General features: G+C 72.8%; 18 protein-coding genes. 12 read left to right on the plus strand and 6 right to left on the minus strand.

The features are described from left to right. Positions 1–37: 37 nt before the first annotated feature. Positions 38–1,132, minus strand: coding sequence for a magnesium/cobalt transporter CorA (gene corA, locus HF577_RS20045; RefSeq protein ID WP_169397441.1), 1,095 nt, complete (start codon positions 1,130–1,132; stop codon positions 38–40). 279 nt (positions 1,133–1,411) lie between these two features. Between corA and HF577_RS20050 the strand changes: the two genes are divergently transcribed. After that, positions 1,412–1,915 (plus strand): MaoC family dehydratase, encoded by a 504-nt coding sequence (locus HF577_RS20050; protein WP_169397442.1) that lies wholly within the window; start codon positions 1,412–1,414, stop codon positions 1,913–1,915. 17 nt (positions 1,916–1,932) lie between these two features. Here the strand turns inward: HF577_RS20050 and HF577_RS20055 are convergent, their stop codons facing one another. After that, positions 1,933–2,328, minus strand: coding sequence for an NUDIX hydrolase (locus tag HF577_RS20055; RefSeq protein ID WP_169397443.1), 396 nt, complete (start codon positions 2,326–2,328; stop codon positions 1,933–1,935). Between the two features lie 92 nt (positions 2,329–2,420). Here HF577_RS20055 and HF577_RS20060 point away from each other — a divergent pair, with 92 nt between their 5' ends. The 5 genes from HF577_RS20060 to HF577_RS20080 are packed head-to-tail and all read left to right on the plus strand — an operon-like array spanning position 2,421 to position 5,236. Next, entirely contained in the window at positions 2,421–2,591 is a 171-nt protein-coding gene (locus HF577_RS20060) for a hypothetical protein (protein ID WP_169397420.1), read from the plus strand. A 4-nt stretch (positions 2,592–2,595) separates the two neighbouring features. Then, a complete protein-coding gene (locus HF577_RS38510; RefSeq protein WP_169397444.1) occupies positions 2,596–3,132 on the plus strand; it encodes a PH domain-containing protein in 537 nt (178 codons plus the stop codon). A 20-nt stretch (positions 3,133–3,152) separates the two neighbouring features. Continuing rightward, entirely contained in the window at positions 3,153–4,025 is an 873-nt protein-coding gene (locus HF577_RS20070; RefSeq protein WP_169397445.1) for a PHP domain-containing protein, read from the plus strand. A 33-nt stretch (positions 4,026–4,058) separates the two neighbouring features. Continuing rightward, positions 4,059–4,949 (plus strand): RecB family exonuclease, encoded by an 891-nt coding sequence (locus HF577_RS20075; protein ID WP_169397446.1) that lies wholly within the window; start codon positions 4,059–4,061, stop codon positions 4,947–4,949. After that, positions 4,928–5,236 (plus strand): hypothetical protein, encoded by a 309-nt coding sequence (locus tag HF577_RS20080; protein WP_169397447.1) that lies wholly within the window; start codon positions 4,928–4,930, stop codon positions 5,234–5,236. The genes HF577_RS20075 and HF577_RS20080 overlap by 22 nt, the downstream gene beginning before the upstream one ends. 4 nt (positions 5,237–5,240) lie before the next feature. On the opposite strand, the gene HF577_RS20085 is transcribed toward HF577_RS20080, so the two are convergent. After that, positions 5,241–6,560, minus strand: a complete 1,320-nt coding sequence (locus HF577_RS20085) for an Rv3212 family protein (protein WP_169397448.1) — start codon at positions 6,558–6,560, stop codon at positions 5,241–5,243. A 10-nt stretch (positions 6,561–6,570) separates the two neighbouring features. Then, positions 6,571–8,433: a DEAD/DEAH box helicase gene (locus tag HF577_RS20090; protein WP_169397449.1), complete on the minus strand. Its 1,863-nt coding sequence runs from the start codon at positions 8,431–8,433 to the stop codon at positions 6,571–6,573. A 262-nt stretch (positions 8,434–8,695) separates the two neighbouring features. Between HF577_RS20090 and HF577_RS20095 the strand changes: the two genes are divergently transcribed. Both HF577_RS20095 and HF577_RS20100 read left to right on the plus strand, forming a co-directional pair. Next, positions 8,696–9,364 carry a ferritin-like fold-containing protein gene (locus HF577_RS20095; protein ID WP_169397450.1) on the plus strand — a complete coding sequence of 223 codons (669 nt, stop codon included), beginning with the start codon at positions 8,696–8,698 and terminating at the stop codon, positions 9,362–9,364. Between the two features lie 96 nt (positions 9,365–9,460). Further along, on the plus strand, positions 9,461–9,688 hold the full coding sequence (locus HF577_RS20100; RefSeq protein ID WP_169397451.1) for a DUF3107 domain-containing protein: 228 nt from the start codon (positions 9,461–9,463) through the stop codon (positions 9,686–9,688). Between the two features lie 85 nt (positions 9,689–9,773). Here HF577_RS20100 and HF577_RS20105 read toward each other — a convergent pair whose 3' ends face one another. Together HF577_RS20105 and HF577_RS20110 are read right to left on the minus strand one after the other, a co-directional pair. After that, entirely contained in the window at positions 9,774–10,103 is a 330-nt protein-coding gene (locus tag HF577_RS20105) for a DUF4873 domain-containing protein (protein WP_169397452.1), read from the minus strand. Next, on the minus strand, positions 10,096–10,779 hold the full coding sequence (locus tag HF577_RS20110; protein WP_169397453.1) for a TetR family transcriptional regulator: 684 nt from the start codon (positions 10,777–10,779) through the stop codon (positions 10,096–10,098). The genes HF577_RS20105 and HF577_RS20110 overlap by 8 nt, the downstream gene beginning before the upstream one ends. 63 nt (positions 10,780–10,842) lie before the next feature. Between HF577_RS20110 and HF577_RS20115 the strand changes: the two genes are divergently transcribed. The 4 genes from HF577_RS20115 to HF577_RS20130 all read left to right on the plus strand — a co-directional run bounded on the left by HF577_RS20115 (position 10,843) and on the right by HF577_RS20130 (position 14,166). Further along, positions 10,843–11,730 (plus strand): SDR family NAD(P)-dependent oxidoreductase, encoded by an 888-nt coding sequence (locus tag HF577_RS20115; RefSeq protein WP_169397454.1) that lies wholly within the window; start codon positions 10,843–10,845, stop codon positions 11,728–11,730. 2 nt (positions 11,731–11,732) lie between these two features. After that, the gene (locus tag HF577_RS20120; RefSeq protein ID WP_407692221.1) at positions 11,733–12,620 is read left to right on the plus strand and encodes an AurF N-oxygenase family protein; all 888 of its coding nucleotides are present in this window, start codon (positions 11,733–11,735) and stop codon (positions 12,618–12,620) included. Positions 12,621–12,655: 35 nt separating this feature from the next. After that, the gene (locus tag HF577_RS20125; RefSeq protein WP_312859252.1) at positions 12,656–13,513 is read left to right on the plus strand and encodes an alpha/beta fold hydrolase; all 858 of its coding nucleotides are present in this window, start codon (positions 12,656–12,658) and stop codon (positions 13,511–13,513) included. 92 nt (positions 13,514–13,605) lie between these two features. Next, positions 13,606–14,166: a ClpP family protease gene (locus HF577_RS20130; RefSeq protein ID WP_169397457.1), complete on the plus strand. Its 561-nt coding sequence runs from the start codon at positions 13,606–13,608 to the stop codon at positions 14,164–14,166. Positions 14,167–14,201: the final 35 nt, after the last annotated feature.

The following is a 14,201-nucleotide window of genomic DNA, read 5'->3' on the forward strand; positions in this document are numbered from 1 at the left end:
CGGTGATGACCGCGCTCCGTCGGGTGGAGTGCGGGCGTCAGAGCCACTCGTTGCGCCGGAACACCCGGAACAGCCCTGCGCAGATCACGACGATCGTCACCAGCACCAACGGGTAGCCGAAGCGCCAGTGCAGCTCGGGCATGTGGTCGAAGTTCATGCCGTAGATGCCCGCGATCATGGTGGGCACGGAGACGATCGCGACGTACGCGGAGATCTTGCGCATGTCGTTGTTCTGCCGCATCGTGATCTTGGCGAGCACGGCGTCGACGAGCGTGGTGAGCAGCTCGTTGAAGCCCGCGATCCGTTCGGTGACCGTCGTGAGGTGGTCGTCGACGTCGCGGAAGTAGGACCGTACGTCGTGCGGCACGAGCGAGCTGTAGCCCTCGGTCAGCTTCCGCACCGGAGCCCCCAGCGGCACCACGGCGCGGCGCAGCTCGAGCACCTCGCGCTTCATGACGTAGATCTGCTCGGAGTCGACCGCCGACCGGGGCGCGAAGACCTCGGTCTCCATCTCGTCGATGTCGGTCTCGATCGCCTCGGTGACACCGAGGTAGGTGTCGACGATGTGGTCGGCGATCGCGTGCAGCACCGCCGCGGGCCCCAGCGCGAGCTGCTCGGGGTCGGCCTCCAGGTCGTTGCGCACGTCGCGCAGCGAGGAGTGCTCGCCGTGGCGCACCGTGATCACGAAGTCCGGTCCGAGGAACACCATGACCTCGCCGGTCTCGACGACCTCGTTCTCCGCCGACGGCTGCGGCTTCCCCGTGTAACAGACCGTCTTGAGCACCATGAAGAGCGTGTCGTCGTAGCGCTCCAGCTTCGGGCGCTGGTGGGCCTGCACGGCGTCCTCGACGGCGAGCTCGTGCAGACCGAAGACGTCGGCGATGCCGGTGATCTGTTCCTCGTCGGGCTCGTGCAGGCCGATCCAGACGAAGCCGTCGTCCCGCGAGCGCACCTCGGCGAGCGCACGGTCGTGCGACCAGTGGCCGGGGAGGCGCCGGCCGTCGACGTACACGGCACAGTCGACCACGTACGCGGAGATGGGGACGCGGAGCTTGGGGAGCAGCGAGGCGCTGCCCTTCACGGAGAGCCGACCGGCACGGATGGCGGGCCGGAGTGAGGACAGGGGCGGCACGAGGTACCTCCGGAGAGTTCGGGACGCGCGGGCGTGCTCGTCGCGCGGACACGTGGAGCTCGCGTCCCGACCGGGGTGACCGTCAGCAGGTCGCCATGTCGAGAACGCGGCGACTACTGCAACCGGGTGCCGTGGGCACCGCGCTCACCTCCTCGTCCACTGCTCGATCCGTTGGTCATGGCCGACCGCGCACCGACGGGATTCCATCGGTGGGGGTTCGCGGGGCCCTGCGTCTAGATTACGCCTACCACCTGGCTATCGACGATGGAGGCGGCAGCGTTGCAGTTCGGTCGGTACTACGAGGAGTTCGAGGTCGGGGCCGTCTACAAGCACTGGCCGGGCAAGACGGTCACCGAGTACGACGACCACCTCTTCTGCCTGCTGACCATGAACCATCACCCGCTGCACCTCGACGCCAACTACGCGCAGGAGTCCACGGAGTTCAAGCGCAACGTCGTGGTCGGCAACTACGTCTACTCGTTGCTGCTGGGGATGTCGGTGCCCGACGTCTCCGGCAAGGCGATCGCCAACCTGGAGGTGGAGTCGCTCAAGCACACCCGCCCGACGTTCCACGGCGACACCATCTACGGCGAGACCGAGGTGCTGGGCAAGACCGAGTCGAGGTCGAAGGACGACCGGGGCGTCGTCCACGTCGAGACCCGCGGGTACAAGCAGGACGGCACGGTCGTCTGCACGTTCCGCCGGAAGGTCATGGTGCCGAAGCGGTCCTGCGGGGAGGCGCGCGGCGGCGAGCAGCCGGGCCGCCCGGAGCCGCAGTCCTGACGCATGCCGCCGCCCGGTCAGCGGGGCAGCGCGTCCCATTCGGTGAGGGTGTCGAGCAGCTGGGCGACGAGTGGGAGCTCGGCCAGCGCGGCCGCGTCACACCACCGGGCGTCAAGCGCATCGTCACCGGCCCGCAGCTCACCACCCACGATCGTGCACCGGTAGTCGGCGATGCTGTAGGGCCCGCGTTGCACCCGGCCGACCAGCGGCCCGGGCCGGATCAACAGGCCGGTCTCCTCCGCCATCTCCCTTACCAGGGCGGCAGCGTCGTCCTCACCGGGCTCGACCCGGCCTCCCGGGAGCGACCACAGCCCGCGCCCGGGCTCGTTGCCGCGGCGGATCAGCAGCAGCCGGCCACCGTCGTCGTATGTCAAGGCCCCCACACAGGGGACATGTTCACCTTTTTGGATCATGCTCGTCGACCATACGGCCCCGCGTGCCGGATACCCTGGGGCTCGCTGGTGCGGTACAAATCAGTTGCAACCGGTCCTCTTACGCCAGAACGGTGGGTGTGGTGAACCTCAAGAAGATCGTCGGGTTCCTTGCGATCGCGTTGGTCGTCTTCTACATCTTCACCCAGCCGGACAGCGCGGCCGGTTCCATCGAGAGCATCGGCGCCACCCTTCGCAACGGCGCGGAGTCCGTGATCCGGTTCTTCAACCAGCTCGTCGTGTAGCCCCGTGCTTGCACCCCGCGAGATCGACGAGTACCTCCTCCCGACCGAACGTCGGGTCATCCGGGTGCGGCAGCACTGGGCGTTCATGTGGAAGCACGTCGTACTGACCGCCCTCTTCCTGCTCGCCATGGTGCTGCTCGAGCGCTACCTGCCCGACAGCGTGCTCATCGACAACCTCACGTTCTACCTGGCGCTCGTGGCCGTGCTGCGGTTCACGGTGCTCACCATCCTGTGGTGGATCGAGCGCATCGTGATCACCGACAAGCGCGTGATGCTCGCCCAGGGCATCATCGTGCACAGCGTCGGCATGATGCCGCTCGGGAAGGTCACCGACCTGACGTTCGAGCGCTCGCTCGGCGGCCGGATCATGGGTTACGGCACCCTGATCGTCGAGTCCGCCGGCCAGATCCAGGCGCTCAACCGCATCGACTACATGCCCCGCCCCGAGGAGATCTACGAGGCGCTCTCCGAGCTGGTCTTCGGTGAGAAGGGCAAGACGAGGGCCACGGGCATGCTCGCCCGAGGCCGCTGGCGGCGCTAGCCGGCGCGTTAGCCTCAGGTGTGGCCCGCCTTCGCATCGACCTGCACACCCACTCCACGGCATCCGACGGCACGGACAGCCCGGCCGGGCTCGTCACGGCCGCGGCTGCCGCCGGCGTCGATGTACTGGCGATCACCGACCACGACACCACCGCGGGCTGGGCCGAGGCCGCCGCGGCGCTACCCGGTGGGATGTCGCTGGTGCGAGGAGCGGAGCTGTCGTGCATCAGTCCGACGGGCCGGGACGAGCGCGACGTCGCGGTGCACCTGCTGGGCTACCTCTTCGATCCCGAGCACCCCGCGATCGTCGCCGAGCAGAGCCGGCTGCGGGCCGAGCGCGTGGAGCGGCTGCAGCGCATGGTCGAGAAGATGGCCGCCGACGGTTACCCCGTCGACGTCGAGACGGTGTTCGGCCTGCTTCCCCCCGGGGCCAGCGCCGGGCGCCCGCACCTGGCGCGGGCCCTCGTGGTGGCCGGTGTGGTGGAGTCGGTGAACGAGGCGTTCGCGACGTTGCTCTACAACGGCAGCCCGTACTACGTGCCCAAGGCCGACACCCCGATCCACACCGCGATCGAGATGGTGCGGGCCGCGGGTGGGGTCACGGTGTTCGCCCACCCGCTCGCCCGCAAGCGGGGGCGGGTGGTGGAGCCATCGATGATCGTGGGGCTGGCGGCGGCCGGGCTGACCGGCGTCGAGGTGGACCATCCCGACCACTCCGCGGAGGACCGCGACCTGCTGCGCGGGCTGGCGGCGGACGCGGGCCTCGTGGCCACGGGTTCCAGCGACTACCACGGCACCAACAAGACCACCCCCATCGCGGCCGAGACGACGAACGAGGACGCGCTCGGGGCGCTGGTGGCCGGCGCCACCGGCGCCGAGGTGCTCACCGGCTGACCGGGCCCGGGTGCCGGGCATTACGGTGCTCGCGTGAACGGCGGTGTGCAGCTCGGGCTCGACTTCGCGACCACCCGGCTGGTAAGGGTGACGCCGTCGAGGCTGGCCACCTGGACCGACTGCCCCCGCCGGTACCGGCTGACCTACCTGGACCGGCCGTCCCCGCCGCGGAGCGGGGGCAGGGCGCACAGCACTCTCGGCGCCGTCGTGCATCTCGCGCTGCGTGCGCTGTTCGAGCTGCCACCGGCGGAGCGCACTCCACGGGCGGCAGCGGCGCTGGTCGACCGGCACTGGACGAGCGAGGGTTTCCGTGACGCCGCCCAGGCCGCGGAGTACCGCGAGCGGGCGCGGGGGTGGGTGGCGGAGTACGCAACCGAGTGGAGCGCAGGCGGAGCGAGCATCGATGCCGAGTGGAGCGCCGACTCGCCTGACGGCCAGGACGTCGATGTCGTCGGGCTGGAGCAGTGGGTGTCCGTCGCGACCGACCGGATCGTCGCCGAGGGCCGGGTCGACCGGATCGACCGGCGGGGGGCGGACCTGGTGGTCGTCGACTACAAGACAGGTAGGTGGGTCCCCACCGCCGAGGACGCGAGGTCCTCGCAGGCGCTCGCGCTGTACGCCGTGGCCACCGAGCACACCCTGCGGCGCCCCTGCACGCAGGTGGAGCTGCACCACCTGCCGAGCGGGCAGGTGGCGGCCTGGGAGCACGACCGGGCGTCGCTGAGCGGGCACGTCCGGAGGGCCGAGGAGACGGCGGCGGAGCTCGCCGGCGCGGCCGACGAGCTCGCCGCGGGCGGCGACGCCGAGGAGCTCTTCCCGGCCCGGCCCGCGGCGCGCTGCGGGGCGTGCGAGATGCGCCGCAGCTGCCCGGAGGGACGAGCCGCGGCCCCGGAGCGGGACCCATGGGCTCTGCTCGCGCCGTGAACGCCCGGCGCCGGGGAGCCGGGGGAGTGCTGCGAGGCCTGTCCGGCCTGCTCGCGGGCGGGTTGGTGGCGCTGCTGGTGGCGCTGGGCATCGCCTGGTACGTGGCGGACCGAACCGGCACTTCCGGCCCGGGCGTCCCCACCCTCGTGTGGCACGCCCTCGCGGCGGTGGCGGCCGTGGTGGCGCAGCGGTACGCCGACCGGCACCGGGGGGCCGGTGGGGCCGTGGCCGCCGCTGCCGTGATCGTGATCGCCGCGGTGCTGCTCACCACCCAGTGGTTCTTCTGACGGGTCAGCCGCCCGGCCGCAGCGCGACCACCTCGGTGCCGCGTTGCTCGAGCAGCATGTTGCCCGCCGCCGCGAGCCGCACCGGAGCGTCGGGATCCGCGCGGGCGACGGGGAGCGTGCGCAGGGCAGTGCCCCGGGCGGGGTCGAGCACCTGCAGACCGGCGGGGACGGGAACGAGGAGGCCGCCGCCGTACGGCTGAGCGGGCCCGAGGGTCCCGTCGGCCGTCCACAGCGGAGTGAGATCGGTGCCGTCGAGGGCGATCGTCCGGGAGCCGGTCCACCAGTAGACGCGGTCGTCCCGGTCGCCGCTTCCGTCGGTGCTGCCGAGGGTGGGCCCGGTCGTCGCGGCCGGGGCGGTGGAGTCGGCCGCCAGGTCGGCGTCGGGCACGTCGAGGGAGACCAGGCCGATCTGCTGCCCGGTGGCGTCGAGCACCTGCAGCCGCGGCGGGTTCTGCAGGGCGACCGCCACCCGGTCGGCCGTCAGGGCCACGAGCGTCGCCCCGGCTGCCGGCAGCGGGACGGAGAACTGCACGTCCGGGGCGTCGGCGCCGTCCTCACCGTCGGCGGCGAGCACCGTGAGCCGGTCGGTCTGCTCACCGGGACAGCGTTCGATGACCCCGATCCGGCCGGCGCCGACGGCCGCCGGGCCGTAGGTGCAGTCGGGCCTCGGCTGGCGGCCGGTCTGCACGGGGGTGGTGACGTCGCCGTACTCGGCGGTCCGGACGAGGTCGCTGCGCCAGACCTCCAGGTAGTCGGCGCCGGTCGCCAGCACGTAGGTGTTGTCGGCCAGCAGCCGGGTGCCGGGCCGTACGTCCGGGTTGCTCGCGGTCAGCCGGGTGCCCGTGTCCGGGCGCAGCGCCGTGAGCTCGCTGCAGTAGCCGGTGGTGCCGGCGAAGAGCGCGAGCAGGCGCCCGGGGCCGCCGTCGGGGAACGCGAAGTCGACGGTGCAGAGAGACCGGTCCCGCGTGTAGCTCCAGCTCTCGGCGCCGGTGGCAGCGGTGCGCCCCACGACGCGCGAACCGTCGGCGGTGACCACAGCGGGTCCCGCGACGACCGGATGGTCGGTGGCGCCGCTGGGAGCCCGCCAGGCCTCGCTGAACGCGGTCGGCACGCCGCCGGCGGGCGGCGGCGGCACGATCGGGGCGGCGGCCGGGTCGTCGGTGGTGCCGGCCACGGGGCTCGTGCGCCACACGGCGATCCCGCCGCCGATCAACACCAGTGCCAGGACGGCCGCCGCAACGACGTCGCCGGGGCGACGCCGTTCCGGACGCAGGCGCGGCTTCGGCTGCGGGGACCGCAGCCGCTCGCTCGGCTCGACAGGCACCGGAGGCAGGTCAGCTGGCAGCGGCAGCGTCGGCTGCCGGCCCGTCACTGCTCTCGCCGCCTTCACCGCCACCGCGACGACGCGAACCTCCGCGGCGCCGACGACGGCGCGGGCGCTCGCCTTCGCCGCGCGGAGCGGCTGCGGTGTCCGGGCCGGTGGCCGGCTGATCGGCGGGTGCGTCCGCGGTGCCGCCGGCGGCGACAGTGGAGGTGGCCACGGTGGGCTCACCGGTGGCCTGGTCGGGGGCGTCACCGGTGCCGGTGCCGCCTGCCGCCCCGCCCGACCTGCTGCGGGTACGGACACGGGGCTTGCGCACCCGGGGCTGCTCCGGGCCGTCGTCCTTGGTGTCGGGGCGGGCGCCGGCGGAGCGGGTGCCGCGGGCGGACTTGTCGCCCCGCTTGCGGCCGCCGTGGTCGCCCTCGGTGTCGACGTACTCGGCGTCCAGTCCGGCCCGGGTGCGCTGGGAGCGCGGCAGGCGTCCGGTGGCCGACGCCGCAATGGCCAGGTCGGAGTAGAGGTGGTCGGACGTGGAGTACGTCTCCACGGGCTCCGGCATCCCGAGGCTCAGGTCGTCGCTGATGAGCTTCCACCGCGGGATCTCGTCCCAGTCGACCAGCGTGACCGCCACGCCCTCCTTACCGGCCCGGCCGGTGCGGCCGATCCGGTGGACGTAGGTCTTCGAGTCCTCGGGGCACTGGTAGTTGACCACGTGGGTGACGTCGGTGACGTCGATGCCGCGGGCCGCGACGTCGGTGGCCACCAGCACGTCGACCTTGCCGGAGCGGAACGCGCGCAGAGCCTGCTCGCGGGCGCCCTGGCCCAGGTCGCCGTGCACGGCTGCGGCCGCGAAGCCGCGTTCGGCCAGGTCGTCGGCGACGCGCTGCACCGTGCGCTTGGTGCGGGCGAAGATCATGGTGAGCCCGCGCCCGTCGGCCTGGAGCACGCGGGTGAGCAGCTCCACCTTGTCCATGGCGTGGGCGCGGTAGACCAGCTGCCGCGTGCGCTCGTGGATCGAACCCTGGTCGGCCTCCTCCGCACGGATGTGCGTGGGCCGGTTCAGGAACGCGCGCGACAGCGCGATGATCGGGCCGGGCATGGTGGCCGAGAACAGCATGGTGTGCCGCTTCTCCGGCAGCATCCGCATGATCCGCTCGACGTCGGGCAGGAAGCCCAGGTCCAGCATCTCGTCGGCCTCGTCGAGCACGAGGGCCTTGACGCGGCCCAGCACGAGGTGGCGCTGCTCGGCGAGGTCGAGCAGGCGGCCGGGCGTGCCGACCACGACGTCGACGCCCTTGCGGAGGGCGGCCAGCTGCGGCTCGTAGGCGCGGCCACCGTAGATCGCGGTGACCCGGACGCCGAGGTGCTTGCCCGCGTCGGCGATGTCCTTGGCGACCTGCACGCAGAGCTCGCGGGTGGGCACCACCACGAGTGCCTGCGGCACGTCCTTCGTGCGGTCGGCGGCCTCGCCCTCGGCGTTGGCGGCGGGCTGCTCGGACGGCGGCACGACGCGCTGCAGCAGGGGGACACCGAAACCGAGGGTCTTACCCATACCGGTGCGGGCCTGGCCGATGATGTCGTCGCCCGCGAGCGCGAGCGGAAGCGTGAGCTCCTGGATCGCGAACGTGCGCTCGATGCCGGCCTCGGCCAGCGCTCGGACGATCTCCGGGCGCACGCCGAGCTCGGCGAAGGTGGGAGAGTCCGGGGCAACGGGGGCGCCGGCCTGCAGCGGGTGCGCCTCGACGATCTCGTCGGCAGCAGCGTCTGTGGAGTTATCGGGGGAGTCCGTGGGGGACTCGCTGAGTGTGTCGTTCTGAACGGACAGGATGATCGCCTCTCTCCGCGCACAGGAGCCCGGGGCCGGCTCGTCGACCACCGGCTGCCCGTACCGTGAAGGTCACGGCGCGCCCTGATGGGAGAACCGACGAGGCGCTGCACGCACCAGGTCGTTGCGGCTCCGGTCCTGTGGCTCCCGGTTCCGGGAGCTCCGGGCGGTGGCCGCGGGTAGGCGCGCACCCGTGCGGGCGCTGCGCTGGGCCTATCCTACCCGGTGCCCGCTTCCGGGGTCAGCCCGGCGCGCCGGGCGGTAGGGTGACGTGCACCGCCCCCCGACTCAACATGACCTCTAGGCTCGGCGCATGGTGACTGCGCGGGCGGTGGATCCCGCCGGAGCGGGGCGGGCGACCATCGACCTGCTCGGCGTGCTGGCGTACGGCGAGCTGTCCGCGTTCGACCGCCTGGCCGAGGACGCGAGGACCGCACCGACCCTCAGTGGCCGGGCCGCCCTTTCGGCCATGGCGGCGGCCGAGATCGGCCATTTCCGGATGCTCGAGGAGCATCTCCGCGGCCTGGACGTCTCCGTCGAGGACGCCATGCGTCCTTTCGTGGCGCAGTGGGATGCCTACCACGCGTCCACCGCGCCCCGGACGTGGCTGGAGTCGCTGGTCAAGGCCTATCTCGGCGACGGGCTGGCGGCCGACTTCTACCGGGAGATCGGGGGCTGGCTCCCCGGCCCGACCGGCGAGCTGGTGCAGCAGGTGCTCGCCGACACCGGGCACAGCGCGTTCGCCGAGCGTGAGGTCAGGGCGGCGTGCGCGAGCAGCAGGCAGGTGCACGACCGGCTCGCCCTGTGGGGTCGCAGGCTGCTCGGGGAGGCCGTCACCCAGGCGCAGCACATCGTGGCCGAGCGCGACGAGCTGGCCGAGTTCATCGTCACCGGCTCCGGTGATCTCTCCGGGCTCGCCACGCTGCTCAGGCGGCTGCAGTCCAACCACGGCAAGCGGATGGCCAAGCTCGGGCTCACCTGAGTTCGCCCAGGGCGGACCGCCCGTCCCCGCCCGGGGCGTTCACCTGCACTAGCCTGGGCCGAGCCAGTTCGACAAACGTGACCAGGAGGTCAACCGGTGGAGGTCAAGATCGGCATCGCGGAGAGCGCGCGGGAGCTCGTGGTGTCCAGCGACCAGACGCCGGACGAGGTCCAGGCGCTGGTCGACGAGGCGTTCACGAGCGACGACGGGCTGCTGCGCCTCGTCGACGACAAGGGGCGCCGTTACCTCGTCCGCGCGTCGCAGATCGCCTACGTCGAGATCGCGCCCGCCACGGCGGGGCGCGTCGGCTTCGCGATCGGCTGAGCCCGGCCTCCGGCCGACCGCACACACCTCCTGGCCACGGTGCACACGTCCTGACCTGTGCACCGTGGCCGGTTGGTGTGTGCGGTCAGCTGTCGAGGGGTGGCTCGGTGAGCGGGAACGGGGGAGTGCCCACCCCCGTCACGCGGTAGCGGCCCCACGGATCGACGTCGCCGACCCGTGCCGTGGCCGTGCTGCCGCCGGCGTTCAGCGCGATGTGGCTCGTCGGCGCGGTGAGCGCCGCGTGCAACCCCGGATCGGCCGCGCCGTCGAGAGCGACCCTCCCGAACCAGTGGAGCCTGCCGTCCTGCGGCTCGTGGCGGGCGTCGAGGATCGCCAGTACCGGCACCTCGCGGCCGTCGACGGTGAGCGTGGCCGGCCCGCGGTAGCCGTCGTCGTCCCCTGTTCCGTCAGGCACGGTGTCCTCCTGCGCCGGGCTCGCGGGGGACCAGCCGGAGCGACGCCGGTGCGGCGGGTGCCGCGCCGAGCGCCCCGGAGATGCCGCCCCAGATGAGGGTGGTCAGGTAGTCGGTGAGGGCGCTGCGGCTCATGGTGCGCCGCTCCAGCCACCAGTCGCCCGCGCTCTGCACCATCCCCACGAGCCCCTGCGCCCACGCCTCCGCGCCTCCGGAGTCGAGGCCGAGGCTGCGCTGCCGCTCCCCGATGAGGGTGGCGAGCGTCCGCGCGATCTGCTCCCGCGCGTCGTCGACGACCTCGGCGCCGGGCGCCCGCTCGATCGGGTGGTGCACGACGAACCGCCAGAGCTCCGGCTCGTCCTCGATGCCGGCGAGGAACGCGTCGACGACCCCGCGGATCAGCTCGGCCGGCTCCCTCTCCGGATCCATCTCGGGCGCCATTCGGGCCATCAGGAGGGCGGCCGCCTCCCGGCCGACGGCGCGCTGCAGGTCGGCGCGGTCGGTGAAGTGCCGGTAGAGCACGGGTTTCGTGATGCCGGCCTGCGCGGCGATCTCGGCGACGGAGACGCCGGGGCCGAGTGTCCGGACGGCGTCGATGGCCGCCTGCACCATCTCGGCGCGTCGCTCGGTGCGGCGATGCTGCCGGTCCGGTGGGGGTCCCGGCTTGACAGGTGGCATGTCGTTCGGCACCGTACCAGTGGTAACAGTTACCGCGGGTAACAGCAAGCGTCAGGGGGCGCCATGGCGGGAACCGGAGCGGAACCGGGAATCACGGCGGGCGACCGGGTGCTGGTCACCGGGGCCGCAGGCGGACTGGCCGCCCCGGCGGTCACCCGGCTGCGGGCGCGCGGCGTGCAGGTCGTCGGCCTCGATCTCCAGGCGGACGAGCACACGATCGCCTGCGACATCACCGACGACGCCGCAGTCACCCGTGCCGTCGACGAGGCCGTGGAGCGGCTGGGCGGCCTGGACGCCGTGGTGCACTACGCCGGCATCGGCGTCCCGAACGATGCGGGCGCCCCGCTGGCGCCCGACGCCCTGCGGGTGATCGACGTCAACCTGCTCGGCGCGTGGCGGGTCACCGCCGCCGCGTTGCCCGCGCTGCTCGAGGGCCGCGGCGGACGGAAGGGCCGCGTCGTCTTCGTCGCCAGCGAGCTGGCCTACCTGTCGCTCCCGTTCGTGTCCGCGTACAGCGTCGCCAAGCGCGGGATGACCGCCTACGCCGACGCGCTGCGCCTCGAGTACGGCACCGACCTGCACGTCACCACCATCTACCCCGGCTACGTCCGTACCCCGATCCACGCCGCGGGCCGCGAGGTCGGCCTCGCGCTGGAGGGCCAGGTCCGCCGGGAGGAGGTCGAGGACGTGGTGGCCACCGTGCTGCGCGTCCTCACCGCGGGCCGGCCGCCGCGCGACACCGCGTGCACCCGGGGCGGAGCGGTCGAGCTGTGGGCCGGGCGGCACCTGCCGGGCCTCCTCGGGTCCGCCGTCGCCCGGCGCATCCGCAGGCGCGCCGCCGCAGGCCACTTCGACGGCTCGCCGATCGCCGCCGGCCTCGTCCGCAGGATGACCCGCCGCAGCGCCGGCACCGAGTCCACCACCCCCGTCAGGGAGAGGAGCGCGTCGTGACCGTGAAGACCCGCAACGACCGGGAGGCCACCGCCGAACGGTTGCTCCGCTCGTCACTCGACCACTCCTACGAGCCGAGCATCGACATCGACTGGGACGCGCCGCTGGTCGAGGGCAGTTGGGGGCTCCCCGAGCACCGGGTGTCGCTCTACGGCACGCAGCTGTGGGAGGGGCTCAGCGACGAGCAGCGGCGCACGCTGTCGGTGCACGAGCTGTGCAGCATCGCCCGCATCGGCCTGTGGTTCGAGATGATCCTCATGCAGATGCTGCTGCGGTACTCCTACGACCGCGACCCGCGCCGCCGCCACATCCAGTACGCGCTCGTCGAGATCGCCGACGAGTGCCGCCACTCGGTCATGTTCGCGAAGATGACCGAGCGCTACGGGGTGCCGGACTACGCGCCCCGCCGCCTCACCCACGAGCTCGGCAGGCTGTTCAAGACGATCGCCTCCGGGCCCGCGATGTTCGCAGGCACGCTGTTCGTCGAGGAGATCCTCGACCAGCTCCAGCGCGAGGCCATGCGGGACGAGACGGTCCAGCCGCTCACCCGGATGGTCAACAAGATCCACGTCACGGAGGAGGCACGGCACGTCCGCTACGCCCGCGAGGAGCTGATACGGATCATGCCCGGTACGAACGCGGCGGAGCGCACCGTCGCCCGCTACCTCTCCTCCCGGGTCGCGTTCGTCGTGGCCCGCAACCTGATCCACCGCGACGTCTACCGCTCGGTGGGCATCGACCCGGCCGCCGGGCACCGGGCGGCGCTGGCCAACGCCCACCACCAGGAGATGCTGCGCTGGTCGGCTCGCAAGCTGGTGCCGTTCCTGCGGGAGCAGGGCCTGATCGGCGGCCCCACCGAGATCCTGTGGCGAAAGGCGCACCTGATCTGATGTCCGTTCGACGATCCGTTCCCGCAGCGGACGGCGTGGCTCTGAACGTCGAGATCGACGGTCCGGCCGACGCGCCGGTCACCGTCGTGCTCGCCCACGGCTGGACGCTCGACCTGCGCATCTGGGGGCCGGTCGCCCGGTCGCTCGCCGACGGCCCGGCCCCCGCCCGCGTGGTGCGCTACGACCACCGGGGGCACGGGGGCTCGGCCGCCGTGGATCCGGCGACGATGACCATCGAGCAGCTCGCCGACGACCTCGCCGAGGTGATCGCCGCGACCGCACCGCACGGCCCGCTGGTGCTCGGCGGCCACTCGATGGGTGGCATGACGCTGATGGCGCTGGCCGAGAGGCACCCGGACGCCCTCGACCGGACGGCCGGTGTCGCGCTCGTGTCCACGGCCAGCGGCGGGCTCGGCGACGGCATGCTCGGCCTGTCCCCGCGCACGGCGCCGCTGGCGCGCCGGTTCGAGGAGCGGGTGTACGGGTCACGCCGGTGGTCCACCCGGTCCCGCATCGGCCGTCCGCGGCTCCTCGCGCCCGCGCTGAACTGGCTGCTGCTGGGCCGGGATGCCGACCCCGAGGCACAGCGGATCACCGCCGAGATGGTCTGCTCCTGCCACCCGCTCACCGTGTCCGGCTTCCGTCCCACCCTGAACGCCCACGAGCGGGACGCCGCCCTCGAGGCGTTCGCATCGATCCCGACCGCGGTGCTCGTGGGATCGCGGGACCGGTTGACGCCGGTGGCCGCCACGCGGCGCATCGGAGCGGCGCTGCCGTTGGCCGAGACGACCATCTACCCGGGTGCGGGGCACATGCTGCCGCTCGAGCGGGCGGTGGGAGTGGGCGGCCGGATCAGCGCGTTGGTGGCGGGCGCGGTACTGGCCGACCGCTGAGCGGCTGCGCCTCCCGTTCGCCGTGGGCGGAAGGTTTCGCCCGGCGTGAAGAAGCCACTGACGACGGACCTGCCGCCGTTAGCGTCCGCGCCATGACCACGCCGAACGGAGCAGTAACCCTTGACGACTCGGTGTTCGACCGGCTGCTGCGGGAGCGGATCGTGCTGCTGCGCGGGGAGATCGACGACGCCGTCGCCACCCGGGTCGTCGCGCAGCTCCTGCTGCTCGCCGCGGAGGACCCGGCCGCCGACATCACGCTCTACATCAACTCACCCGGCGGCTCGGTGTTCGCCGGGCTGGCCGTCTACGACACGATGCACGCCATCGAACCGGACGTGTCCACTGTGGCCACGGGGATGGCCGCGTCGATGGGGCAGCTCCTGCTCACCGCCGGCGCGCCCGGCAAGCGGTTCGCCCTGCCGCACGCCGACGTGATGATGCACCAGCCGTCGGGCGGCGCCGGTGGGCCCGAGTCGGACATCGTGATCCGCGCCGGGATGCTGAGCGCGCTGAAGCGCCGGATGGCCGAGCTCACCGCCGAGCACTCCGGCCAGCCGTTCGAGAGGGTCGTGGCCGACTTCGACCGCGACAGGTGGTTCACCGCCCGGGAGGCGGCGGACTACGGACTGATCGACCGCGTGATCAGCCGATAGCGCCGGGGCGACTCGCGGGGCGGGAACGGGCGACT

The sequence above is a fragment of the Pseudonocardia xinjiangensis genome (assembly GCF_012911925.1).
Classification (GTDB): domain Bacteria; phylum Actinomycetota; class Actinomycetes; order Mycobacteriales; family Pseudonocardiaceae; genus Pseudonocardia; species Pseudonocardia xinjiangensis.

Coding starts and splice junctions, on each gene's coding strand:
- HF577_RS20080 (WP_169397447.1), top strand. CDS start 4,928: ATGGGCTCTGCTCGCGCCGTGAACGCCCGGCGCCGGGGAGCCGGGGGA.
- HF577_RS20055 (WP_169397443.1), bottom strand. CDS start 2,328: ATGATCCAAAAAGGTGAACATGTCCCCTGTGTGGGGGCCTTGACATAC.
- HF577_RS20095 (WP_169397450.1), top strand. CDS start 8,696: ATGGTGACTGCGCGGGCGGTGGATCCCGCCGGAGCGGGGCGGGCGACC.
- HF577_RS20110 (WP_169397453.1), bottom strand. CDS start 10,779: ATGCCACCTGTCAAGCCGGGACCCCCACCGGACCGGCAGCATCGCCGC.
- HF577_RS20115 (WP_169397454.1), top strand. CDS start 10,843: ATGGCGGGAACCGGAGCGGAACCGGGAATCACGGCGGGCGACCGGGTG.
- HF577_RS20130 (WP_169397457.1), top strand. CDS start 13,606: ATGACCACGCCGAACGGAGCAGTAACCCTTGACGACTCGGTGTTCGAC.